The organism is Neisseria sp. P0021.S005, assembly GCF_051956955.1.
The window spans coordinates 1-842 of the sequence record NZ_JBQCWY010000823.1; the positions used below are offsets into that span (position 1 = coordinate 1).

The window sequence follows — 842 nt, forward strand, 5'->3', positions numbered from 1 at the left end:
CGACAAATCCTGCATCAGTTTGGCATCAGGGTCTTTTTTATCCGGCAGGATGCTGGCTTCCAAAGTCGCGGCAACCAAGGTTTCCAAGTTGCGTTGGGCATTGCCCGGGTCGGCGTATTTTGCGGTAATGACTTCGCCTTGCTCGGTAATACGGATTTGTCCGGCAACGCTGCCCGCAGGTTGCGCCAAGATGGCTTGGTAAGAAGGGCCGCCGCCGCGACCTACACTGCCGCCGCGGCCGTGGAACAGGCGCATGCGGACATCGTATTTTTTGAAGAGTTCGACCAAGCCCAACTCTGCCTGATACAGACACCACGAGCTGGTAACGTAGCCGCCGTCTTTGTTGGAGTCGGAGTAGCCCAGCATGATTTCTTGGATGTTGCCGCGGCTTTCGAGCAGAGCGTCATACCAGTCGAGGCGGAACATGGTTTCCATGACCGGGCAGGCGTTTTCGAGCGCTTCGATGGTTTCAAACAGAGGCACGATGTTGATGCGGCTGCGCGGTTTGCCGTTTTCCACTGTCAACAGGCCGCTTTCTTTCAGCAGCAATGCCAAGGCGAGCAGGTCGCTGGGTTGTTCGCAGTTGGAAATAATGCTTTGCGTCACGGCATCTTCGCCAAATTCGTCTTTGATTTTGCGCGCTTCGTTGAAAATCGCCAGTTCGTGGCGGGTATGGTCGCTGTATGTGATGAACGGGCTGTACAGCGGGCGTTGATGGCTCAATTCGCGCAACAGGGCGTCTTGTTTTTGCTCTTCGTTCAGGCTGTTGTAGTCTTCCAAACCTGCGTGTTGGAAAAGCTCGGCAACCACGTCGGCGTGTTTGCCTGCGTGTTGGCGCAGGT

The 842-nt window shown here is 55.7% G+C and carries 1 protein-coding gene; it reads right to left on the reverse strand.

What is annotated here, in order from left to right; translation table 11 throughout:
• The coding region (locus ACTHUE_RS19555) for a phosphoenolpyruvate carboxylase (protein WP_440424231.1) at positions 1-842 on the reverse strand (842 nt) is incomplete at both ends.